Source organism: Crossiella sp. SN42 (assembly GCF_023897065.1).
GTDB lineage: Bacteria > Actinomycetota > Actinomycetes > Mycobacteriales > Pseudonocardiaceae > Crossiella.
Genome location: NZ_JAMHIV010000007.1, coordinates 140450 through 161670, shown reverse-complemented (window position 1 = coordinate 161670; position 21221 = coordinate 140450). Strand labels below are relative to the sequence as shown.

Annotated in this window: 21 protein-coding genes and 2 pseudogenes; 20 read left to right on the top strand and 3 right to left on the bottom strand. The window is 71.3% G+C overall.

The window, feature by feature from the left end:
• Positions 1–84: 84 nt before the first annotated feature.
• The 12 genes and pseudogenes from M8C13_RS10710 to M8C13_RS10650 all read left to right on the top strand — a co-directional run bounded on the left by M8C13_RS10710 (position 85) and on the right by M8C13_RS10650 (position 10543).
• Positions 85–1908 (top strand): ABC transporter substrate-binding protein, encoded by a 1824-nt coding sequence (locus M8C13_RS10710; protein WP_252480365.1) that lies wholly within the window; start codon positions 85–87, stop codon positions 1906–1908.
• 4 nt (positions 1909–1912) lie between these two features.
• Complete coding sequence (locus M8C13_RS10705) at positions 1913–2938, top strand: ABC transporter permease (protein ID WP_374213050.1); 1026 nt, start codon at positions 1913–1915, stop codon at positions 2936–2938.
• Positions 2935–3843, top strand: coding sequence for an ABC transporter permease (locus M8C13_RS10700; RefSeq protein WP_252480364.1), 909 nt, complete (start codon positions 2935–2937; stop codon positions 3841–3843). Before M8C13_RS10705 ends, M8C13_RS10700 begins: the two co-directional genes overlap by 4 nt.
• 2 nt (positions 3844–3845) lie before the next feature.
• A pseudogene (locus M8C13_RS45765) lies at positions 3846–5584 on the top strand (dipeptide ABC transporter ATP-binding protein); the annotation flags it as partial.
• Positions 5564–5794, top strand: a pseudogene (locus tag M8C13_RS10685) (hypothetical protein); the annotation flags it as partial. The pseudogenes M8C13_RS45765 and M8C13_RS10685, both read left to right, overlap by 21 nt.
• A gap of 26 nt (positions 5795–5820) precedes the next feature.
• Positions 5821–6084 carry a hypothetical protein gene (locus M8C13_RS10680; RefSeq protein ID WP_252480463.1) on the top strand — a complete coding sequence of 88 codons (264 nt, stop codon included), beginning with the start codon at positions 5821–5823 and terminating at the stop codon, positions 6082–6084.
• The gene (locus M8C13_RS10675) at positions 6077–6694 is read left to right on the top strand and encodes a pentapeptide repeat-containing protein (RefSeq protein ID WP_252480362.1); all 618 of its coding nucleotides are present in this window, start codon (positions 6077–6079) and stop codon (positions 6692–6694) included. The genes M8C13_RS10680 and M8C13_RS10675 overlap by 8 nt, the downstream gene beginning before the upstream one ends.
• A gap of 52 nt (positions 6695–6746) precedes the next feature.
• Positions 6747–7709 (top strand): phosphotransferase, encoded by a 963-nt coding sequence (locus tag M8C13_RS10670; RefSeq protein ID WP_252480361.1) that lies wholly within the window; start codon positions 6747–6749, stop codon positions 7707–7709.
• A gap of 11 nt (positions 7710–7720) precedes the next feature.
• Positions 7721–8278: a sugar O-acetyltransferase gene (locus M8C13_RS10665; protein ID WP_252480360.1), complete on the top strand. Its 558-nt coding sequence runs from the start codon at positions 7721–7723 to the stop codon at positions 8276–8278.
• 107 nt (positions 8279–8385) lie between these two features.
• Positions 8386–8793 carry a hypothetical protein gene (locus M8C13_RS10660; RefSeq protein ID WP_252480359.1) on the top strand — a complete coding sequence of 136 codons (408 nt, stop codon included), beginning with the start codon at positions 8386–8388 and terminating at the stop codon, positions 8791–8793.
• A gap of 72 nt (positions 8794–8865) precedes the next feature.
• Complete coding sequence (locus M8C13_RS10655) at positions 8866–9738, top strand: SDR family oxidoreductase (RefSeq protein WP_252480358.1); 873 nt, start codon at positions 8866–8868, stop codon at positions 9736–9738.
• Positions 9719–10543 (top strand): helix-turn-helix domain-containing protein, encoded by an 825-nt coding sequence (locus M8C13_RS10650; protein ID WP_252480357.1) that lies wholly within the window; start codon positions 9719–9721, stop codon positions 10541–10543. The genes M8C13_RS10655 and M8C13_RS10650 overlap by 20 nt, the downstream gene beginning before the upstream one ends.
• Here the strand turns inward: M8C13_RS10650 and M8C13_RS10645 are convergent, their stop codons facing one another.
• Positions 10544–11158 (bottom strand): TetR/AcrR family transcriptional regulator, encoded by a 615-nt coding sequence (locus M8C13_RS10645; RefSeq protein ID WP_374213053.1) that lies wholly within the window; start codon positions 11156–11158, stop codon positions 10544–10546.
• A 79-nt stretch (positions 11159–11237) separates the two neighbouring features.
• Here M8C13_RS10645 and M8C13_RS10640 point away from each other — a divergent pair, with 79 nt between their 5' ends.
• Genes M8C13_RS10640 through M8C13_RS10630 form a run of 3 tightly spaced genes read left to right on the top strand, consistent with a single transcriptional unit; the run spans position 11238 to position 14140 of the window.
• Entirely contained in the window at positions 11238–11900 is a 663-nt protein-coding gene (locus tag M8C13_RS10640) for an HAD family phosphatase (protein ID WP_252480355.1), read from the top strand.
• A complete protein-coding gene (locus M8C13_RS10635; RefSeq protein WP_252480354.1) occupies positions 11897–12928 on the top strand; it encodes a phosphotransferase family protein in 1032 nt (343 codons plus the stop codon). Before M8C13_RS10640 ends, M8C13_RS10635 begins: the two co-directional genes overlap by 4 nt.
• Complete coding sequence (locus tag M8C13_RS10630) at positions 12929–14140, top strand: acyl-CoA dehydrogenase family protein (protein WP_252480353.1); 1212 nt, start codon at positions 12929–12931, stop codon at positions 14138–14140.
• Positions 14141–14195: 55 nt separating this feature from the next.
• Here the strand turns inward: M8C13_RS10630 and M8C13_RS10625 are convergent, their stop codons facing one another.
• On the bottom strand, positions 14196–14840 hold the full coding sequence (locus M8C13_RS10625) for an L-2-amino-thiazoline-4-carboxylic acid hydrolase (protein WP_252480352.1): 645 nt from the start codon (positions 14838–14840) through the stop codon (positions 14196–14198).
• 86 nt (positions 14841–14926) lie between these two features.
• Positions 14927–15490 (bottom strand): DUF1349 domain-containing protein, encoded by a 564-nt coding sequence (locus M8C13_RS10620; RefSeq protein ID WP_252480351.1) that lies wholly within the window; start codon positions 15488–15490, stop codon positions 14927–14929.
• Between the two features lie 67 nt (positions 15491–15557).
• Here M8C13_RS10620 and M8C13_RS10615 point away from each other — a divergent pair, with 67 nt between their 5' ends.
• From M8C13_RS10615 to M8C13_RS10595, 5 genes are all read left to right on the top strand, one after another.
• Positions 15558–16700, top strand: a complete 1143-nt coding sequence (locus tag M8C13_RS10615) for a hypothetical protein (protein WP_252480350.1) — start codon at positions 15558–15560, stop codon at positions 16698–16700.
• Between the two features lie 128 nt (positions 16701–16828).
• Positions 16829–17389 (top strand): EF-hand domain-containing protein, encoded by a 561-nt coding sequence (locus tag M8C13_RS10610; protein ID WP_252480349.1) that lies wholly within the window; start codon positions 16829–16831, stop codon positions 17387–17389.
• Positions 17390–17396: 7 nt separating this feature from the next.
• Entirely contained in the window at positions 17397–18707 is a 1311-nt protein-coding gene (locus M8C13_RS10605; protein ID WP_252480348.1) for a cytochrome P450, read from the top strand.
• A gap of 623 nt (positions 18708–19330) precedes the next feature.
• Positions 19331–20020 carry an aspartate/glutamate racemase family protein gene (locus M8C13_RS10600; RefSeq protein ID WP_252480347.1) on the top strand — a complete coding sequence of 230 codons (690 nt, stop codon included), beginning with the start codon at positions 19331–19333 and terminating at the stop codon, positions 20018–20020.
• Between the two features lie 322 nt (positions 20021–20342).
• Positions 20343–21164, top strand: coding sequence for a helix-turn-helix domain-containing protein (locus M8C13_RS10595; protein WP_252480346.1), 822 nt, complete (start codon positions 20343–20345; stop codon positions 21162–21164).
• The last annotated feature ends 57 nt before the right edge of the window (positions 21165–21221 follow it).

Here is a 21221-nt window from a genome sequence, read left to right as displayed (position 1 = left end):
GACCTGGACAGTTCTTCGCGGTACTCGTTGACTTGTTATGTGGCGAGATGGTTATTTCTTGGCACCAGCTGGAAGGGGAAGTCGATGACCTCGGCACGCAGGGTGCGCGGACTGCTCGGCGCGTTGCTCGCCTGCGCGGTGGTGGCCGCGCCGGCCATGCTCGCGGCGGCGCCGCAGGCCACCGCGCAGCAGCAAGCGGGCACCACCTTGCGGGTGGGCCTGTTGCAGGGCATCGACTCGCTCAACCCGTTCCTGGCCAGTCTCCAGTCCTCCACGGAGATCGGCAGGCTGATGTATGACTTCCTCACCTCCTACAAGGCCGAGGACAACAGCCCCGGCGAAGGCCTGGCCAAGGAGTGGTCCGCCTCGCCGGACAAGCTGACCTGGACCTTCACCCTGCGGGACAACGCGAAGTGGTCCGACGACACGCCGATCACGGCCAAGGACGTCGCCTTCACCTACAACCTGATGATGAAGGACCCGGTGGCGGCCACCGCCAACGGCAGCTTCGTGACCAACTTCGAGACCGTCACCGCCTCACCTGACGGCAAGCAGGTGGTGATCAAGACCAAGACGCCGCAGGCCACCATGCTGGCCCTGGACGTGCCGGTGGTGCCAGAGCACGTCTGGTCCAAGGTCGGCGCGGGCCTGAAGGACTACACCAACGAGCAGCAGCCGGTGGTCTCCAGCGGGCCGTTCACCCTGCTGGAACACAAGGCCGAGCAGTACGTCAAGCTCAAGGCCAACAAGAGCTACTGGCGCGGCGCGCCCAAGATCGACGAGCTGCACTTCGTCTACTTCAAGAACAGCGACGCCGCCGTGCAGGCGCTGCGCAAGGGCGAGATCGACCTGGTCAACCGGCTCACCGCCGCCCAGTACCAGGCCCTGCAGAACGAGAACGGCGTCAAGCTGAACAAGGCCAACGGCCGCCGCTTCTCCGAGCTGGTGCTCAACCCCGGCGCGGCCACCAAGGACGGCGCGCCCATCGGTGACGGGCACCCCGCGCTCAAGGACGTCAAGGTGCGCCAGGCCATCGCCAAGGCCATCGACCCCAAGCAGCTGGTCGAGCGGGTGCTGCAGGGCTTCGGCCAGGTCGGCGGCGGCTTCATCCCGCCGGTCTACCCCGACTTCCACCTCACCCCCGAGGCCGCGGGCAGCGCCTTCGACCCCGCCGCGGCCAACGCCGCCCTGGACGCCGCCGGATACCCCAAGGGCGCCAACAACATCCGCGCCGGGGCCGATGGCAAGCCGCTGACCTTCCGGCTCTTCGCCCGCAACGACCGGCCTAACGACATCACCAGCGCCGAGTACGTCAAGCGCTGGCTGGCCGACATCGGTGTCGGGGTGGAGCTGCAGACCATCTCGGCCAACCAGATGAACGAGCGCACCACCGGCGGGCAGTACGACATCGCCTTCTCCGGCTGGGGCACCAACCCCGACCCCGACTTCATCCTCAGCCTGCACACCTGCGACCAGCGTCCCGGCGCCGACGGCAAGGGCGGCACCACCGACTCCTTCCTCTGCGACCCGGAGTACGACCGGCTGTACAAGGCGCAGCTGGGCGAGTTCGACCGGGCCAAGCGCGGCGAGCTGGTCAAGCAGATGCAGAAGGTCGCGGTGGACCGGGCCGCCAGCGTGATCCTGTACTACGAGAACGCGATGGAGGCCTACCGCAGCGACAAGTTCGCCGCCTTCACCACCCAGCCCAGTGAGGGTGGCGTGATCCGCGAGCAGAACGGCATGTGGGGCTACTACAGCGCCACCCCGGTCGGCGCGAGCGGTGACACCGGCTCCGGTGACAACACCGGGCTGATCATCGGCATCGTCATCGCGGTGGTCGTGGTGGGCGGCATCGCCGTGCTGCTCATCGCCCGTCGCCGCAAGGCCTCCGCCGACGATCGGGAGTGAGCTCGTGACCGACCTGCTCGCCCCGGCCGAGCAGCTGGAACCAGCGGGCAAGACCGGTAGGAAGTCCACCGGCACCCTGCGCTACGTGCTCGGCAAGCTCGGCGGCGCGCTGATCAGCGTGCTGTTCGTGATCGTGCTCGGGTTCCTGCTGTTCCGGGTCATCCCCGGCGACCCCGTGCAGACCATGACCCGCGGCCGCCCGGTCGGGGCCGAGCAGCTGGCCCAGCTGCGCGTCGAGTTCGGCCTGGACCGTCCACTGTGGATGCAGTTCCTGGACTACTTCGGCGGGCTGTTCCAGGGCGAGCTGGGCGTGTCCTACACCTACCGGCGGCCGGTGGGCGAGCTGATCCTGGACCGGCTCGGGCCCACCCTGCTGCTGGTGGGCACCGGCACGCTGATCGCGGTGCTGATCGGGCTGTGGCTGGGCGTGCGCAGCGCGTGGAAGCACGGCAGCCGCTTCGACAAGCTGGCCACCGGCAGCGCGCTGACCCTGTGGTCGGCGCACACCGCCTGGCTCGGCCTGATCCTGATGATGGCCTCCGGCAGGCTGTTCCCCTCCGGCGGCATGGAAGACCCTTCGGTGCCGAATGAGTTCTTCCCCAAGCTGCTGGACATCGCCCACCACCTGGCCCTGCCCTGCCTGACCTTCGTCGCGGTGGTCTTCGCCCAGTACCAGCTGGTGATGCGCTCGGCGCTGCTGGAGGAGACCGGCGCGGACTACCTCACCACCGCCCGCGCCAAGGGCCTCACCGACGACGAGGTCCGCCGCCGCCACGCCGTGCCGAATGCCATGCTGCCCACCATCACCCTGATCTTCCTGCGCCTGGGCCTGGTGGTGCAGGGCGCGGTGACCGTGGAGACCGTGTTCACCTGGCCCGGTCTCGGGCTGTTGCTCTACGAAGGGCTCAGCGTGCCCGATCTGCCGCTGCTGCAAGGAGTCTTCACCGTGCTGGCCGGCAGCGTGGTGGCCATGAACGTGGTGGCCGACCTGCTCTACCGGGTCTTCGACCCCAGGGTGCGTGCCGCGTGAGCGCCCCCGTCTCGCCCCGCGCCCTGGCCTGGGCCCGCCGCCGTGAGGCCGCCGGCCGCGCCTGGCGGCAGTTCCGGCTCGACCGCGGCGGCCTGGCCGGGCTGTGCGGGCTGATCCTGATCACGCTGCTGGCCCTGCTGGCCCCGCTGGTCACCGACGCCACCCAGCTCGATGTCACCAAGACCACCGGACGGCCGTTGCAGGGGCCCAGCGCGGACTACCTGCTCGGCACCGACGAGACCGGCCGCTCGGTGCTGCTGCTGGTCTGGTGGGGCGCGCGGGTCTCGCTGACCGTCGGCCTGGCCGCGGCGGTGCTGACCATGGTCATCGGCACCCTGGTCGGGTTGCTGGCCGGGCACTTCGGCGGCTGGGTGGCCGCGGTGCTGATGCGCTTCACCGACTTCTTCCTGGTGCTGCCCTCCCTGGTGCTGGCCATCGCGCTGAGCAGCGTGCTCGACCGCAGCCTGCTCACCATCGTGGTGGCCATCGGCCTGACCTCCTGGCCCAGCGCGGCCCGCCTGGTCCGCGCGCAGACCCTCGCGGTGGAGGCCAGGCCCTACATCGAACGCGCCCGCGCCCTCGGCGGCGGGCATAGCCACCTGATCCTGCGGCACGTGCTGCCCTCCACCGCGCCCCTGGTCTTCGCCGACACCACGCTGCAGGTGGCCAGCGCGATCGTGGCGGAGTCCACGCTGTCCTTCCTCGGCCTGGGCGACCCCACCGTGGTCACCTGGGGATCGATGCTGCGCGCCGCCCTCAACAGCGGCGCGGTCTCCGCCGGGGCCTGGTGGTACGTGCTGCCACCCGGCATCGGCATCATGCTCGTCGTGCTCGCCTTCACCCTGTGCGGGCGAGCCTTGGAAGCCGTGCTCAACCCACGGCTGCGCAACCCGGGGGGACGCTAGAGATGACCCTGCTGGAACTGCGCGACCTCACCATCACCTACGCCTCCGCGCGCGGCCCGGTGCCCGCGGTGCGCGGGGTGAACCTGTCCCTGGACGCCGGGCAGACCCTCGGCATGGCGGGGGAGTCCGGCTGCGGGAAGTCCACCGTGGCCATGTCCATCCTGCGGCTGCTGCCGCGCAGCGCCACCATCGAAGGGCAGATCCTGCTCGACGGGGAGGACGTCACCGGCATGTCCTGGGGCCGGCTGCGCGCGGTGCGCTGGGCCGCGGCCTCGGTGATCTTCCAGGGCGCCATGCACGCGCTCAACCCGGTGCGCCGCATCGGCGAGCAGATCGCCGAACCCATCCTGGTGCACAAGGGCGCGGGCGCGGCCTCCAGCCGTCCGTCCGATGTGGACGCAGCAGTGGCCGAGCTGCTGGAACGGGTCGGACTGCCCGCCCGGCACGCCCGCGCCTACCCGCACGAGCTCTCCGGCGGGCAGAAGCAGCGGGTGATGATCGCCCTCGCGCTGGCCTGCTCACCACGGCTGGTCATCGCCGACGAACCGACCACCGCGCTGGATGTCATGGTGCAGGCCCAGGTGCTGGACCTGCTGGCCGAGCTGGTCGCCGAACGCGGCATCGGCCTGATGATGATCAGCCACGACCTGTCCGTGCTGGCCCAGACCTGCCAGCGGCTGGCGGTCATGTACGCCGGGCGGATCGTCGAGCTCGGACCCGCCCGGCAGGTCACCACCGCCCCGGTGCACCCCTACAGCGCCGCGCTGTCCGCGGCCTTCCCGACCGTGGGCGACCCGGCCTCCCGGATGGCCCCGCGCGGCCTGCCCGGCGACCCGCCCGACCCGGCCGACCTGCCCAGCGGCTGCCCGTTCCACCCCAGATGTGGTGTCTCCCAACCGGAATGCGCCACCACCGATCTGCAACTGCGGCCCGCGGGCGAGGACCACGCCGCGGCCTGCGTGCACGCCCACGTCCCGGAGGCCGCCCGATGAGCCCGCTGCTGCGCGCCGAGGACCTCGCCGTGCACTTCCGCTCCCGCGCGGGCGCCACCGCCCGTGCGGTGGACGGGGTGAACCTGACCGTCAACGCCGGGGAGATCACCGCGCTGGTCGGGGAGTCCGGCTGCGGCAAGACCACCCTGGCCCGCACCCTGCTCGGCCTGGAACGCCCCACCCGCGGCCAGGTCAGCTTCGAAGGGCAGCCGCTGCCGAGCTCCAGCAAGGGACTGCGCGCCTACCGCCGCCAGGTCCAGCTCATCCTGCAGGACCCCACCGGCGCGCTCAACCCGCGGCACACCGTCTACGAGGCCGTCGCCGAGGGCCTGCGCATCCACCGCACCCCCGGCAACGAGGCCGAACAGGTCGCCGACGCGTTGTCCCGCGCCGGGCTCCGCCCCCCGGAACGCTTCTTCCGGGTCTTCCCGCACGAGCTCTCCGGCGGCCAGCGCCAGCGCGTGGTCATCGCCGGCGCGCTGGCCCTGCACCCCAGGCTGCTCATCGCCGACGAACCGGTGGCCTCCCTGGACGCCTCCGTCCGCGGCGAGATCCTCGCCCTGCTGCTCAAGCTCCGCGCCGAGCTCGACCTGGCCGCCCTGGTCGTCACCCACGACCTCGGCCTGGCCTGGAACATCGCCGACCGGGTCGCGGTGATGTACCTGGGCCGCATCGTGGAAGCCGGACCGGTCGAACAGGTCCTCACCAGCCCCCGGCACCCCTACACCCAGGCACTGCTGTCGGTGCTCGGGGAGAACCGCACCGTGCTGACCGGCGAGGCCCCCGACCCCACCCGCGTGCCCGGCGGCTGCCGCTTCCACCCCCGCTGCCCCGCCCTGGCCGGTGGCGCCGCGGCCGCGGTGGCCAAGGACTGCCGCCGGATCGACCTGCCCGTGCTCACCGCCGACACCGGAACCGAGGTCGCCTGCCACCTGGCCACCGCCCCCGTGCACCGCTGACGAGCCGGGAAGGGCATGCTGAACCCGTGCCAGCCGAACCCGCCATCCCCGTCGAACTGGTCCAGCACGCGCTGCGCGCCATGCGCGCGGGCACCTACCGGCTGGAGTCCACCGCGGACGGGGTGACCGTGAGCCTGGTGATGGCGGTCAGCCCCGCGGGTCGCCGCAACGCCGCCGAACGCCTGCTCCGGTCCCTGGCCGAGTACAACCTCACTCTGGCCACCCCGGACCCGCTGACCGCGCTCACCGACAGCCCCACCGGCCTGCGCGTCATCCACGCCCATGGCTGAGCGCCTGGGCGGCAAACCCGCGCCCGCCACCGACACCACCGTGCACGACCGGGACTGGGACGTCGAGCAGGACCTCTCCGGCCAGAGCTTCACCCGGGTCGCCTTCCTGGACGTGGACCTCTCGGAGATGGACAGCCGCCAGGCCACCTTCACCGACTGCACCTTCCGGCAGTGCCGGTTCAACGCCAGCGAACACACCGGCAGCGCCTTCCTCAACTGCACCTTCACCCGCTGCCGCTTCTTCGACACCCGCTTCGCCGACTGCAAGCTCACCGGCAGCATGTTCGACGGCTGCACCTACGAGCTGTTCACCGTCACCGGCGGCGACTGGTCCTACGTCGGCCTGCCCGGCGCCAACCTCAGCCGCGCCACCTTCACCGGCACCCGCCTGCGCGAGGCCGACCTCACCGCCGCCCGCCTCCGCAAGGCCACCCTGCACCGGGTCGACCTCACCGACGCGCTGCTGCACCGGGTCGACCTCACCCAGGCCGACCTCCGCGGCACCGACCTGACCGCGCTCGATCCCCGCAACGCCGAGCTGCAAGGCGCGCGCATCGACCCGGACCAGGCCCTGGTGCTGGTCACCGCGCTCGGCCTGCGCGTCGGCTGACGCGCCGGAAATCCCGCGACCGGTCGCCCCCGCAGCGGCTAGCTTGCCCGCCATGAAGGACCGGCCACCCACCCTGACCGACGAGGTCCTGCGCGAAGCCCTGCGCGCCTGGCACATCACCCCCACCACCCTCACCCACGCCCCCGTCGGCTTCGGCGACCACCACTGGACCGCCACCGACAACCACACCCGCCGCTGGTTCATCACCGTCACCGACCTGACCGACAAGCCCCACTGCGGCCCCACCCCCGAGCTCGCCTGGCACGGCCTGCACCAGGCCATGGCCACCGCCGCCGCCCTACCCCTGGACTTCGTCGCCGCCCCGCTCCGCACCCCCGACGGCCACACCCTGCGCCGCCTCGGCACCCACTACGCGATCAGCGTCTTCCCCTACCTGGACGGCATCGCGGGCGACTTCGGCGACCCCCTCACCCCCGACGACCGCGCCGAGCTCCTCGACCTGCTGGCCAGCCTCCACGGCACCCCACCCCCGCCGACCACTCCGCCGCACCGCCCTGACCTGCCCTCCCGGTCCCACCTCGACTCCGCCCTCAAGACCCTCCACGACCCCTGGACCGGCGGCCCCTTCGCCGAACCCGCCCGCGACCTGCTCACCCGGCACGCCGCCACCCTCCAGCGCCGACTGGAGGAGTTCGACCACCGGGCCGCCACCCTGCGCGGCCGACCGGTGCTCACCCACGGCGAACCCCACCCCGGCAACCTGCTCCGCACTCGGCGCCGCCGATACCTGCTCGACTGGGACACCGTTGCCCTGGCCGTGCCCGAACGCGACCTGTGGCTCATCGCCCAGGACATCGAGGACCTGGCTCGCTACACCGAAACCAGCGGCCACCCGGTCGACCCCTCGGCCCTGGAGCTGTACCGGCTGCGCTGGGCACTGGAGGACGTCGCCGCCTTCCTCACCTGGTTCCGCGCCCCGCACACCCGCACCGCCGACACCGAACAGGCCTGGACCGGCCTCAGCGGCACCCTGGCCGAGCTGGGCGATGGCTAGGGTGGGTGATCATGAGCGAGCAGAAGGAACGCATGCTGCGTGGCGAGCTGTACCGGGACAACGACCCGGTGCTGGTTGCCGAACGCCGGCACTGCCAGCGCCTGGTCGATGAGTTCAACGCGACCCGCTCCGGTGAGGACGAAGAGCGTCAACGGATCCTGACCGAGCTGCTGGGCGGCATCGGCGCCGGATCGTGGATCATGCCGCGGTTGCAGTGCGACTACGGTTACCTCATTCGCTTGGGGGACAACAGTTTCATCAACTACGACGCGATCCTGATGGACTGCGCGCCGATCACCATCGGCAACGACGTCTCCATCGGGCCGAGGGCCCAGCTGCTCACCGCGCTGCACCCGATCGAGGACCACGAGCTCCGCCGCCAGCGCTGGGAGACCGCGGCGCCGATCACCATCGGCGACAACGCCTGGCTCGGCGGCGGCGTCATCGTCTGCCCCGGCGTCACCATCGGCGCCAACACCGTGGTCGGCGCGGGCAGCGTGGTGACCAGGGACCTGCCCGAGCGGGTGCTGGCCGCGGGCAACCCCTGCCGGGTGATCAGAAACCTCTGAGCCTCTGACCTGGGCCATTACCTCTGAGGTAATCGACAGCGTGACCCCCGGCGGGAGATCGTCATCCCGGCAAGCACGAACGACGATCTTCCGACCGAGGAGTCACGATGACCACTCAGACCACCGCCACCACCGCTGCCAACCCGCACGGCCTGCTCCGCCTGGCACTGCGCCTGGACGCGGTGGCCTCCGGCGGGATGGGGCTGCTCCTGCTGCTGGGCAGCTCCTTCCTCACCGAGCTGCTCGGCCTGCCCGCCGGACTGCTGCTCGGCGCGGGCGCGGTGCTGGTCGTCTTCGCCGCCGGGGTGGCCACCGTGGGTATGCGGCAGCGACTCAGCCGGGTTGGCGCCTGGGAGATCGTGGTGATCAACGCGCTGTGGGTCATCGCCAGCCTCGCGGTCGCCGCCACCGTGTCCATGACCGGCCTGGGCCTGGCGTTTGTGCTGGTCCAGGCGGCCACGGTGGCGGTGTTCGCCGAGCTCCAGGTGGTCGGGCTGCGCCGCGCGGCCCGCTAGCCCGGTGACTTGTCGAAGGCTCCGGTGCTGGATACAGTGGCGCTCCATTCAAACTTGAGTATTGGGGGAGTCATGCGGATCCTGGTCACCGGAGCCAGCGGGACCATCGGCGGCGAGGTGCTCCGGCAGCTGCTCGCCGCCGGGCACCCGGTGCGGGCGCTGACCCGCGACCCGGCCCGGGCCGGCCTGCCCGAAGCCGCCGAGGTGGTCGCCGGGAACCTGGCCGAACCGGACACCCTCACCGGGCTGTTCACCGGCGTGGACCGGATGTTCCTGGCGCCGGCCTTCGCGGTGGCCAGGACGGCGGAGCAGGTCGTGGCCGCCGCCACCGCCGCCGGGGTGCGGCGGATCGTGACGCTGTCCTCGGGCGCGGTGGTCGACGACGAACCCGGGGTCGAGGACGCCGACTACCACCACGCCGACGAGGTGACCGTGGAACGGGCGGTGGAGGCCGCGGGCGTGGAGTGGACGCACGTGCGGGCCGGGGAGTTCATGGCCAACACCCTGGACTGGGCGCAGGCCATCCGCACCACCGGCGTGGTCAGCTCGCCCTTCGGCAAGATCGCCAGCGGTATGGTGCACGAGGCCGACATCGCCGCGGTCGCGGTCGCGGCGCTGACCCAGGACGGGCACCACGGAGCCAAGTACGTGCTCACCGGATCAGAGCTGGTCACCCCGCCGGAACAGGTCGCCGCGATCGCCGCGGCGATCGGCCGACAGCTGCGGTTCGAGGCGATCAGCCCGGCCCAGGCGCGGGCGAGCTGGCAGGCTCAGGGGTACGACCCGGCGTTCATCGACTGGATGCTGGGACCTGAGGACGCCCCGCTCGCCGAGTCGGACTTTGTGGGGGCCGCGGAGTTGACCGATGACGTCGAGCGGGTGCTGGGACGCCCCGCTCACACCTACGCGCGATGGGCCGCCGATCATGCAGCTGACTTCCGGTAAGCCAAGGGCCTACGCCCCCGCCGGTGACCGGGCCACCCGCCCGGTCGGCGAACTGCTCCGCGGCTGGCGGGACCGCAGGCGGCTCAGCCAGCTGGAGCTGGCGGTGCAGGCCGACATCTCCACCCGGCACCTCAGCTTCGTCGAGACCGGGCGGTCCAAGCCCAGCCGGGACATGCTGCTGCACCTGGCCGAGCAGCTGGACCTGCCGCTGCGGGAACGCAACCACCTGCTCTTCGCCGCCGGCTACGCACCGGTCTACGGCGAGTCGGCACTGGACGCGCCGCACATGGCCGCGGTCCGCACCGCGGTGCGGCAGATCCTCACCGCCCACGAGCCCTACCCGGCGGTGGTCATCGACCGGGCCTGGACCATGGTGGAGGCCAACGCCAGCATCGGCGTGCTGATCGAGGGCGTGCGCGCCGACCTGCTCGCGCCACCGGTGAACGTGCTGCGGGCCAGCCTGCACCCCGACGGGCTCGCGCCGCGGATCGCGAACCTGGGGGAGTGGCGGGCGCACCTGCTGGGCAGGCTGCGGCGGCAGGTGGCGATGACCGCCGATCCAGTGCTGACCGAGCTGTACGCCGAGCTGTCCGGCTATCCGTGCGCCGAGCCGGAACCCGAGGTCGAGCTGCCGGGACCGGGCGAGGTCGTGGTGCCGCTGCGGGTGCGCCACGACGGCCGGGAGCTGACCTTCTTCAGCATGGTCGCCACCTTCGGCACCCCGGCCGACATCACCGTCTCCGAACTGGCCATCGAGTCCTTCTTCCCGGCCGACGCGGCGACCGCGGCCGCGCTGCGCGGGTAGTCAGGAGGTCGGGCGCAGTGAGCTGAGCAGCAGCTCGGTGAAGTCCGCGCCGATCTCCGCCGCGCTCTTCGGGCCGCTCGGGCGGTACCACACCGCCATGTGGTGGATGGCGCCGAAGAAGGAGTGCGTCACCAGGTCCGCCGAGATGTCCGGGCGGAACTCGCCGGTGCGCTGGCCCTCCTCGACCAGGCCGCGGAAGCGCTCGTGGTAGCGGCGGCGCTCGGCGCGGACGGTGGCCAGGGTGGTCGGCGGCAGGTGGTGCATCTCCCGGAAGAAGACCGTCACCTCGCGCAGGCTGCCCGCGCTGCTGGTCACCACGTCCTCGGCGGCCGCGCGCAGCCGCTGGGCGGGGGAGCCCGCGCTGGTGGCGATCTCCTCCAGGCGGTAGGTCTCGCGGAACAGCAGGCGCCGGTAGACCTCGTGCAGCAGCTCGGCCTTGGACTTGAAGTAGTGGTACAGGCCGCCCTTGGTCACCCCGGCGGCATCGGAGATCTCCTGCACCGAGGTGGCCGGGTAGCCCTTCTCGGCGAACAGGCGGGTGGCGGCCTCGACCAGCCGCTCCGGCACAAACCGGTCGGTAGGTTCGGGTGCGGATCGTGCGGACACAGTGCAGATAATGCCAGCAAAGCAGCCGATTGGCTGCACCCGATGAGCGGCATTGCCGACATTCCAACCGGTCGGTAACCTCTGTGGGGTGGCACTGACGGACACCCGAGAGGTCGACGCCCTGGTGGTGGACTACGGCGGGGTGCTGACCACCTCGATCCGCTCCTCCTTCCGCGACTGGTGCGAAACCGACGGCATCACCCAGGACAGCCTGCGCGGGCTGCTCGGCGACTGGCTCGGTGCGCGGGCCGAGGCGGGCAACCCGATCCACCTGCTGGAGACCGGCGAACTGGACACCGGCGAGTTCGAGCGGCACCTGGCCGGCCGCCTCGAAACGGTGGACGGGCGGGCGATCGAGCCGAAGGGGCTGATCCGGCGCATGTTCGCCGGGGTGCGGCCGGATGAGGCCATGCTCGGCCTGCTGCGGGCCGCCCGCGCGGCCGGGCTGCGGACCGCGCTGCTGTCCAACAGCTGGGGCGGCGGCTACCCGATGGCGCGGCTGCGGGAGCTGTGCGAGGTGATCGTGATCAGCGGCGAGGTCGGGCTGCGCAAGCCGGACGCGGCGATCTATGAGCACACCGTGGCACTGCTGGGACTGCCCGCGGATCGGTGCGTCTTCATCGACGACGCCGAGCCCAACGTGCTCGGCGCGCGAGCGGCAGGCATGCACGCGGTGTGGCACACCGATGCGGAGAGCACCATCGCGGCGGTGGCCGCGCTGGCGCCCGGACTGGCGGGAGGAGCGGCATGAGCGGACCAGACTCGTTGCCAGGACTTGACCTTGGGCGGTTCCGGGACTACCTCGATGAGCAGCGGCCCGGCTTGCGGGCCGGAGAGCTGCGGGCCGAGCTGATCGCGGGCGGGCGCTCGAACCTGACCTACGCCGTCACCGACGGGGCGCACGAGTGGGTGCTGCGGCGGCCGCCGCTGGGACATGTGCTGGCCACCGCGCACGACATGAGCCGGGAGCACCGGGTGATCACCGCGCTGCGGGACACCGCGGTGCCGGTGCCGACCACCGTGCTGCTCTGCGCCGACCCCGAGGTGCTGGGCGCGCCCTTCTACCTCATGGAGCGCACGCCGGGGCAGGTGCTGCGGACCCGGAGCGACGCGGCCTGGCTGCGGCCGGAGCAGGCCCGCGCGCTGTCGCTGGAGCTGGTGGAGGTGCTGGCCGACCTGCACGCCGTGGCCCCGGAATCGGTGGGACTGGGCGACTTCGGGCGGCCGGAGGGGTTCCTGACCCGGCAGGTCAACCGGTGGAAGAAGCAGCTGGACGCCTCGCGCAGCCGGGCGCTGGCCGGCATCGACGAGCTGCACGCCCAGCTGGGCGCGCGGATCCCGGACTCCGGGCCGTCGGCCATCCTGCACGGGGACTACCGGCTGGGCAACGTGCTGGTCGGCCAGGACCCGGTGCGCATCACCGGGGTGCTGGACTGGGAGATGTCCACCCTGGGCGACCCGCTGACCGACCTGGGCCTGCTGGCGGTCTACAACCACGACCTCGGCGCCGCGGGGGAGGAGATCTCCGGCAGCAACTCCGTGCCGGGGCTGGCCGCCACCGAGGAGCTCATCGCGCACTACGCCCAGCGCAGCGGCCGGGACGTCGGACGGCTGAACTGGTACGTGGCACTGAGCTTCTTCAAGCTCGCGGTGATCGTGGAGGGCATCCACTTCCGGTTCGTGGCCGGCCAGACCGTCGGCGCGGGCTTCGACAAGATCGGCAATCTCACGCCCCTGCTGGTGAGCAGCGGGTTGACCGCACTGGCAGAGGAGAGCTAGATGGACTTCGCCCTCGACGAGCGCACCCTGGAGCTGCGCGAGAAGCTGCTGGCGTTCATGGACTCCCACATCTACCCGGCCGAACGCGAACTGCTCGGCGCCGAGCCCGCGCCCGGCGCGGAGTGGGACCGGCCCTCGGTGATGGAGGACCTCAAGGAAGAGGCCCGCAAACGGGGTCTGTGGAACCTGTTCCTGCCCGGCGCGCACGGAGCCGGGCTGACCAACCTGCAGTACGCGCCGCTGGCCGAGGTCACCGGGCGCAGCCCCGCGCTGGCCCCGGAAGCGCTCAACTGTGCCGCGCCGGACACCGGCAACATGGAGCTGCTGGCCGAGTTCGGCTCCGAGTCGCAGCAGCGGCGGTGGCTGGAACCGTTGCTGGGCGGGCAGATCCGCTCCGCGTTCTGCATGACCGAACCGGAGGTGGCCTCCTCCGACGCGAGCAACATCGCCACCCGGATCGAACGCGACGGCGACCACTACGTCGTCAACGGCCGCAAGTGGTACGCCTCCGGCGCGATGAGCCCGGACTGCGCGGTGCTCATCGTCATGGGCAAGACCGATCCGGCCGCGGACCGGCACCGCCAGCAGAGCATGATCATCGTGCCGGCGGACACACCGGGGGTGGACATCAAGCGCGGCATGCACGTCTTCGGCTACACCGACGGCGCGCACGGCGGGCACGCCGAGGTCGTCTTCACCGACGTGCGGGTGCCGGTGGAGAACCTGGTCGCCGGTGAGGGCGACGGGTTCGCCATCGCGCAGGCCCGGCTCGGCCCCGGCCGGATCCACCACTGCATGCGCCTGGTCGGCATGGCCGAGCGCGCCCTGGAGCTGATGTGCCGACGGGCCTGGGACCGGGTGGCCTTCGGCAGACCGCTGGCCGAGCAGGGCGTGGTGCGGGAGTGGATCGCCGAGTCCCGGGTGCGCATCGAGCAGACCCGCCTGCTGGTGCTCAAGACCGCGTGGCTGATGGACAACGTCGGCAACAAGGGCGCGCACACCGAGATCCAGGCGATCAAGATCGCCACCCCGCGGATGACGGAATGGGTGGTGGACAAGGCGATCCAGGCGCACGGCGCCGGGGGAGTCAGCCAGGACACGCCGCTGGCACACCTGTGGGCGCAGGCCCGCACGCTGCGGCTGGCCGACGGTCCGGACGAGGTGCACCTGGCCTCGCTGGCACGCCGGGAACTGAAGAAGTACCAGGGCTAGCCGACGGGCCGGGGACCGGTACGTCCACTGTGGACATACCGGTCCCCGGTCTCGGTCAGCTGCGCCGGAACGAGAACGGGCAGTGCGTGCCGCCCAGGCCCAGCGTGGTCGGCCGCTCGAAGGTCATCCCGTGCCGGTCCGGATCGATCGCGCCGATCCAGCTCTCATCCCACGCGCACATCACCGGCGTCAGCTCGGCGGCCTCGTGTGCGACGAGCACGTCGTGGTAGAAGCACCGCCGCACCTCCAGCAGGTAGGCGCGGTCGTCGTCGGCCGCGCGGTGGAAGGTGAAACCCGCGCCGAAGGCGTGTTCCTCCCGGGCTTTGCTGATCGCGACCATGGTGGTGAAGGCGTCCTCGGCGTAGTCCAGGGCGTACTTCGTGCCCTGGGCGACCTGCTCGGCGAACGGCTCGGTCAGCGCCCGCCGCAACAACGTGTGCCGGTCGGCCTCGGCAGGCAGCGCCCGGAACGCGGCCACCAGCACGGTGACCAGGGCCAGGTTGTGCCGGGCCGCCTCATCGACGATCCGGTGGGCCTGCCTGGCGGCCAGCTCCGCGCCTGTCGCCCTGGCCGCGGCGGTGTCGAAGCCGGGGACCAGTTCGGCGAGCCTGGTGAGGAAACCGTCGATCAGCGGGGGAACCTCGCTCGCCGGATCCGGCACGTAGGCGGCGTCGAGCGGTTCGAACTGGTTGGTGGACATACTGGTCCTCTCTCAAGGTCCCAGCGCGCTCCACCAACCGACCTGGCGCTGACTAATGGTTGACGGCGACCACTATGGCACAGCGGTCAGCTCGTCAGGGTGAAATCGGTGAAGGTGGCGGTGAACCCGGTGCCGTCGGGGGAGGCGCACATCGGGCCGATCCAGGCCGGGCGCTTCGGCGGCAGGTAGGCCAGCCGCAGCATGGTCTCCGGGGCCGCGCCGTCCACGCCGTAGCGGATGGTCACCGCGTCGCCGGAGCGCTGCACCGACAGCCGCACCTCGCGCAGCCCGGCGGGCGCGGGCAGCACCGACCAGTCGGAGAACTCCCTGGTCGCCACGGCGCTGAGCCACAGCCTGCCGTCCAGCTCGATCCCGGTCTTGATCCAGTTCCGCTCGTCCAGGCGGATCATCAGCCCGGCCTGGTCGTAGCGGTCGTGGTAGTCGGCGCGGAAGGTCACCGAGGCGGTGAAGTCACCCGGCATCCGGCGGCCCAGAAAGTGCCCGGTGTCGCGGATGAAACCGTAATGGGTGACCCGCCAGAAGTCGGTGTCCGGTGCGGTGCGCACGGTCAGCCGACCGTCCGAGACGCTCCACCCGGGCGGCTCGTTGAGCCAGGCCCAGTCACTGCTGCCGAAGTCCGCCGAACTCATCCCGCGATCCTAGGTCGGCGGAAACTCGGTTGGCTCCGGCCAGACGGCGGGAGCATGATCGGCGGCGATGGCTACCGAGTCGGTTCTGGTGAACTACGTCTACGCGCACAACGTCGGCCACGCGATCGAGGCGCTGCACTACGCGCACGGCTACCACCTGGCCGGTCCGGATCGCCGGATCGCGGTGGCGCTGAACAAGAACACGCCGGTGGAGCTGGCCGCGCTCTGCGACTGCGTGGATGAGGTGTACCCGGTCGAGGTGGACCTCTTCGACGGCGGATTCGACGCCGCGGCCGCGCTGGCCGGGATCCCCCGGGACTGGGACTGGGTGGTCGGCGACGTCCGCTTCACCCAGGACTTGCAGCGGCAGTTGTTTCCCGGGCTGGCCCACTACTACGACACCGCCGCCACGCACTTCCGCCCGGCCAAGGGCATCGGCTTCGCCGGGCTGACCAAGGTCGGACCCGCCTACCAGCCACACCAGCGGCTGCGCCTGACCCTGCCGCCCGCCGAGGCCGCGCGGGGCAAGGCGCTGGTGGGGGACGCGCCGGTGACCATCGCGGTGCTGCCCGGCGGCAGCGCGCCGCGCGAGCTCTACCCCGCCACCGAGTCCTGGGAGCTGATCCTCGGCGCGCTCGCGGAAAAGTTCCCCGGCACGCGGTTCTGCTTCCTGGGCAAGCTCGACAGCAGCGACGGCCGCACCGGCACCAGCTTCGGCCCCGGCGAGCTTGACCGGCTGCGCACCGCCTTCCCCAGCGTCGCCGCGGTCGACGTGCCGGTGGTCGAACAGCTCGCCGCGCTGGCCGCCTGCGACCTGCTGGTGGCCCCGCACTCCGGGTTCGCCTTGACCGCCTCCACCCTCGGCGTGCCCTGGCTGGCCCTGTCGGGCAACCGCTGGCCCGAGTACTACTTCAACGGCGTCCCGTTCTACTCGGTGCTGCCCGACCCGGCCAGGTTCCCCTGCTACACCCTGTTCGAGGCCGATCCGGAGCTGGTGACCGAGCCCGGCGGGCCGCGCGCGCCCAGCATGAGCCACGCCCGTTTTGTCGCGGATCTCCCGGAAATCCTGACCGGAGCGCAGCTGTTGCTCGGCGACTGGCCCTATCCGGATGCGCTCAGTGACCACTTCCAACGTCTGAGCCGCCGTTTTCCCGACTGGAGCACCTGGTTCTTCTCCCTGGATGGCGCGCACCAGCCGTTCCTAAGCTGATCGTGGACCCATGTTCACCTGATGCGGGCGGATGCCGCGGTTGACCCGCTCAGCGCTCGAACCCGTCACTGAGTCTTGGCATGCTGTATCTCTGCGTGACCACTTCGCCACGGCTTCAGGAGACGACCATGCTCAGTGCGTTGCAGCGCGAGAACATCGGCGCGCTGTTCGACGTGTTCGACCACAGCGGCCTCGGCCGCATCGAGTGGGCGGACATGGAGCGCATCGCGCTGACCGTGATCGCGCGCCTCGGGATGACCACCGAGGACCCCAAATGCGTGCTCTACCTGCAAGCTTACCGACGGTGGTGGGCGCAGTTGCAGCACGACGCCGGGCACGGGGACATCGGCTGGGTGGACCGGCCCTCGTTCATCTCCGCCTTCGAGAAGGGCATGATGGCCGAGCCGGGCTACCTGGACCGGGTGCTCTCGGTCGGCCTGACCGCCTTCGACGCGGCGGACACGGACGGTGACGAAGTGCTGGACGAGGAGGAGCTCGTCACGCTCTACGTGGCCAGCGGTCTGCCCAAGGAAGGCGCGATCGCGTTGTTCCAGCAGATCGACACCGACGGCGACGGCAAGATCAGCCGCCAGGAGTGGCTGGCCGCCAGCCGGGAGACCTACGTCGGCGACGATCCGGCAGGCGTCGGCGCGAGCACCCTCGCGCAGAACTGGCTGGCCCAGACCTGAATCCGCCATGACCAGCACGCTCCCCGTCGCCCCCGGCCGCCTGCCCGGCCTCGGCCACCTGCCCTACCTGGCCCGCGACCAGATCGGCTTCTACTCCTCGGTGCGCGAGCTCGGACCGGTGGTGCGCATCTACCTCGGCCCGATGGAAGCGTTGCTGCTGACCGATCCGGCGCTCATCCACCAGGTGCTGGTCACCGATGCGGACAAGTTCATCAAGGGCCGGATCTTCCGCAAGACCCGGCCGTTCTTCGGCAACGGGGTGGCCACCTCCGACGGCGAGTTCCACCTGCGGCAGCGGCGCCTGATGAGTCCGGCCTTCCACCAGCGGCGGCTGGCCGGCTACGGCGAGGTGATGCGCGCGGAGGTGCAGCGGATGACCGCGCGCTGGGTGCCGGGCCAGCGCATCGCCTGGGAGAAGGCCATGTACGCGGTCACCCCGCACATCATCGCCAAAACCCTGTTCCACAGCGACCTCGGCGAAGAGGCCGCCACGGAGATCCACCGCTCCCTGCCGCTGATGCTGCGCGGCGCGGTGACCCGCTCACTCAACCCCCTGCCCTGGCTGCCCGCCGTGCTGTCCCGCCGCTACGACCAAGCGGGCCGGCGGCTCAACGCGATCATCGACCGCATCCTGGCCAGCTACGCCCACGACCAGACCGACCGGGGCGACCTGCTGTCCATGCTGCTCACCGCCCGCCACGAGGACACCGGCGAGGGCATGAGCCGCCAACAGGTCCGCGACGAGATCATGACCCTGCTGGTAGCGGGCACCGAAACCGCCGCGGTCACCCTGTCCTGGCTGTTCCACGAACTCTCCCGCCACCCCGCCGTGGAAGCCCGCCTGCACACCGAACTGGACACCGCGCTAGCCGGCCGCCCAATAACCTTCGCCGACTTACCCAACCTCCCCTACCTGCGCCAAGTGATCGACGAAACCCTCCGCCTGCACAACCCGGTCCCCATGTCCATGCGCGCCGCCCAAACCACCCTCCGCCTGGGCCCAGCCACAACCCGCCCCGGCACCGAGATCGTCTACAGCCCCCTGGCCCTGCACCGCGACCCACGCCACCACCCCCGCCCCCTGCACTTCGACCCGGACCGCTGGACAACCCCACCCGCCCCCGGCACCTACCTGCCCTTCGGCGGAGGCAGACACCGCTGCGTCGGCGAACGCTTCGCGATAGCCGAAATGATGATCGCCACCGCCACAATCGCCAGCCAATGGCGCCTCCGCCCCCTGCCCGGCTACCGAGTCCGCTCAGTCGCCTACGCCACCCACCACCCGGTTTCACTCCCGATGATCATCGAAAAGCGGTGATCCAGGCGTGGCGAGGGCGGGTCGGATCACCCGATGGGGTGGACAGCGAAAACACGAAGGCAACCAAAACGGGGGTTTGAGCGTTCCGCTAGAGAGCGGTGGCGGGGCGGAGGGCCGGAGGCGCGGTTCGGCGCTGCCAGCCTCCACACGCCGGCGAGTGACTTCCGCCCGGTGTGCGCGACGAGTGGTCTCCGGATGCTGGCGAGCGAGTCGGGCTGCTGGCGACCCGGGGCACCAAGCCCGGCCAGCCAGCCCAAAACCGCTGCCGCGGGGAGCCGCCGCGCGGGCTTGTCGCGCAGGCATGGGTGTCGGCATGGGCGGCGGCAGCACGCGTAGTGCCCGGGCCTCGCGCGCCCGAGGTGCGCGGTACGGCAGGCGCTGGGCGTGCGCAGAGCACCGCACCGCGAGCGAAGTGCCCGTACCGCGTGCGCAGAGCACCGCGCCGCGAGTGGGGTGCCCGCACCGCGAGCGGGGTGCGCGCGTCGCGCGGCGTGGCGGGTGTCGGGCGCGGCGTGCCCGTGCGGCCGCGGGGTGCCGCGCCTCGGGGCACGCTGCTCGCCGGGCGACCGGCGCATGATGCGCGGGGCGTCCCTCGCGTGCCTCGCCGCGGCTAACGTGGAGCCATGCGCACCATCGGCCTGCTTGGCGGCATGAGCTGGGAGTCCTCGGCGATCTACTACCGGCTGATCAACGAGGAGGTCCGGGCGCGGCTTGGTGGCCTGCACTCGGCCAGCTGCGTGTTGTACTCGGTGGACTTCGCCGAGATCGAGGAGTTGCAGCGCGCCCAGGACTGGCATGCCGCGGGGGTGCGGTTGGCGCAGGCGGCGAAGGCGCTGCACCAGGCTGGGGCGGAGTTCGTGGTGTTGTGCACCAACACGATGCACAAGGTGGCCGACCAGGTCGCCGGCGCGGTGGACATTCCGTTGCTGCACCTGGGCGACACCACCGCGGCGGCCGTGCTCGCCCGCGGGGTGCGGCGGGTGGGGTTGCTGGGGACCGCGTTCACGATGGAGCAGGAGTTCTACCGGGATCGGTTGGCGGGACATGGGCTTGAGGTGATCGTGCCGGGAGCGGCGGACCGGGAGCTGGTGCACCGGGTGATCTACGACGAGTTGTGCCAGGGGGTTGTGCGGGAGGAGTCGCGGGCCGGCTACCGGGAGGTCATGGCTCGGCTGGCGGCGGCCGGGGCGGAGGGGATCATCCTGGGGTGCACCGAGATCGAGATGCTGGTGGGGGACGGGGACTCGGAGCTGCCGCTGTTCCCGACCACGCGGCTGCACGCGGTGGCGGCGGTGGCGGAGGCGTTGCGCTGAGCGTGTAATTGGACCTTTCGGCTGGGCTTGGCGACTTTTTGTGGTGGGCGGGTCGGGTGTGTGGCTCGAGGGCTCGACCGGCGTCGTGACAGCACCGCGTCGGCGGGCTCGAACAACGCACCGGCCCGCGCGGTGAGGCAGTGCTACAACTCCTGACGACACGCCGCCAGCTCCCCGAGCGCGCCTTCGCTAGCGACATTCCCGCAGTGCAGAGATCTTGTTGTCGCGCCACGGAGCTGCTCACGCGGTCTCGGCGCCGCATCCCCGCGCGCGATGACGCTGGCGCGTCGGCGATGCTGTGCGCGTGGAGTACGTGTCCAGAGTGCCGCGACCGCCGCTGGACGGGCTGATCGACGACCTCTACTACCTGGCGGGTGCGCCGCCGTACGCCCGGCTGATGCTGCCGCCATCGCCGTCGGCGTTGCTCATCGTCAACCTCGGCGCGCCGTTTCGCATCCGCGCCGGCGCCGAGATCGAGACGGCCGAGTACGCCGACGGCTGCGTGGTCACCATGCCCACCCGCGCGTTCGAGTTCGGCTATCCACCCCGGACCCGGTCCGTCGGCGTGCACTTCAAGCCCTGGGGGCTGGCGCCGTTCCTGCCGATGCCCGCGGCCGAGCTGTGTGACCGGCCGGTGACGGTGGAGCAGGTTTGGGGTCGGCCCGCCATTGCTGAGTTGCGGGAACGGCTGGCCGCGGCGGACAAACCGCACGAGATGCTGACGCTGCTGGAGGAGGAACTGCTGCGACGGCTGTGCGAGACCGCCGGTCTCGGGCTGGTCCGCCATACGAGCAGCGTCATCGCGGCGACCGGCGGGGCGGTGGCGATCGGCGACCTCAGCGAGGCAGCCGGGGTCAGCAGCACTCATCTGGCACGGCGGTTCAAGGACCTCGTCGGCGTCACGCCGAAGCGGCTGGCCCGCACTCACCGCTTCACCGCCACCGTGTTCGCGATCGACCCCGCCGGACCGGTCGACTGGAGCGAGCTCGCCGGTGGCGCGGGCTACTTCGACCAGGCTCACTTCGGCCACGAGTTCCGGGCGTTCACCGGGCTCACGCCGACCCGGTACATCGAAGTCCGGCGGCGGTTCCTGCGCGAGCACCCCGGCCACGTGCTGGACAGCTGGCCGCTGCCGGCCGATTGATTTCTTACAAGAGCGAGAGCTCACCACGCGCTAATTTGGGGCACCCCAAGCAGAGGA

What these genes read in the sequence shown, in the direction of transcription:
- M8C13_RS10655 (WP_252480358.1), top strand. Translation starts at nt 8,866, where the DNA reads ATGCGGATCCTGGTCACCGGAGCCAGCGGGACCATCGGCGGCGAGGTG.
- M8C13_RS10710 (WP_252480365.1), top strand. Translation starts at nt 85, where the DNA reads ATGACCTCGGCACGCAGGGTGCGCGGACTGCTCGGCGCGTTGCTCGCC.
- M8C13_RS10670 (WP_252480361.1), top strand. Translation starts at nt 6,747, where the DNA reads ATGAAGGACCGGCCACCCACCCTGACCGACGAGGTCCTGCGCGAAGCC.
- M8C13_RS10650 (WP_252480357.1), top strand. Translation starts at nt 9,719, where the DNA reads ATGCAGCTGACTTCCGGTAAGCCAAGGGCCTACGCCCCCGCCGGTGAC.
- M8C13_RS10620 (WP_252480351.1), bottom strand. Translation starts at nt 15,490, where the DNA reads ATGAGTTCGGCGGACTTCGGCAGCAGTGACTGGGCCTGGCTCAACGAG.
- M8C13_RS10615 (WP_252480350.1), top strand. Translation starts at nt 15,558, where the DNA reads ATGGCTACCGAGTCGGTTCTGGTGAACTACGTCTACGCGCACAACGTC.
- M8C13_RS10675 (WP_252480362.1), top strand. Translation starts at nt 6,077, where the DNA reads ATGGCTGAGCGCCTGGGCGGCAAACCCGCGCCCGCCACCGACACCACC.
- M8C13_RS10660 (WP_252480359.1), top strand. Translation starts at nt 8,386, where the DNA reads ATGACCACTCAGACCACCGCCACCACCGCTGCCAACCCGCACGGCCTG.
- M8C13_RS10665 (WP_252480360.1), top strand. Translation starts at nt 7,721, where the DNA reads ATGAGCGAGCAGAAGGAACGCATGCTGCGTGGCGAGCTGTACCGGGAC.
- M8C13_RS10635 (WP_252480354.1), top strand. Translation starts at nt 11,897, where the DNA reads ATGAGCGGACCAGACTCGTTGCCAGGACTTGACCTTGGGCGGTTCCGG.
- M8C13_RS10610 (WP_252480349.1), top strand. Translation starts at nt 16,829, where the DNA reads ATGCTCAGTGCGTTGCAGCGCGAGAACATCGGCGCGCTGTTCGACGTG.
- M8C13_RS10630 (WP_252480353.1), top strand. Translation starts at nt 12,929, where the DNA reads ATGGACTTCGCCCTCGACGAGCGCACCCTGGAGCTGCGCGAGAAGCTG.
- M8C13_RS10625 (WP_252480352.1), bottom strand. Translation starts at nt 14,840, where the DNA reads ATGTCCACCAACCAGTTCGAACCGCTCGACGCCGCCTACGTGCCGGAT.
- M8C13_RS10605 (WP_252480348.1), top strand. Translation starts at nt 17,397, where the DNA reads ATGACCAGCACGCTCCCCGTCGCCCCCGGCCGCCTGCCCGGCCTCGGC.
- M8C13_RS10600 (WP_252480347.1), top strand. Translation starts at nt 19,331, where the DNA reads ATGCGCACCATCGGCCTGCTTGGCGGCATGAGCTGGGAGTCCTCGGCG.